The organism is Helicobacter monodelphidis (assembly GCF_003288845.1).
Classification (GTDB): Bacteria; Campylobacterota; Campylobacteria; order Campylobacterales; family Helicobacteraceae; genus NHYN01.
In genome coordinates, this window is record NZ_NHYN01000119.1 from 1 (window position 1) to 351 (window position 351).

Here is a 351-nt window from a genome sequence, read left to right on the forward strand (position 1 = left end):
TTTTCTTTACTTAGGTTTTGTTTGAAGCTCTTGAGATTTAAGCGAATAATAGATTCAAGCTTTAAGTTATTACCTTGCATACCACTAATGGAAGCCTCTATCATCTTATCTTTTGGGGTAAGATTTAAATCAAGCTTGTATCCTGTATTTTGTGCAAGTTGATTTAAGAATATCCGTTGTGTTCTGCCATTGCCTTCACGAAAGGGGTGTAAAGCATTTAAATCAGACATTAAATCTGCAAATTTATGCGCAAAGGAATCAAGACTTTTTGAATCTTTAAGATAATTTTGTTTTTCTAAATTCTCAAAGATTCTCTTTGCCTCATTAGGGATAAATTCTCCTGCACAGAAT

The 351-nt window shown here is 32.5% G+C and carries 1 protein-coding gene; it reads right to left on the minus strand.

Annotation, left to right across the window (positions count from 1 at the left end; all coding sequences use genetic code 11):
- Positions 1-351, minus strand: a 351-nt coding sequence (locus CCZ01_RS10155; protein WP_181566412.1) for a Fic/DOC family protein, incomplete at both ends; no start/stop codon positions are given.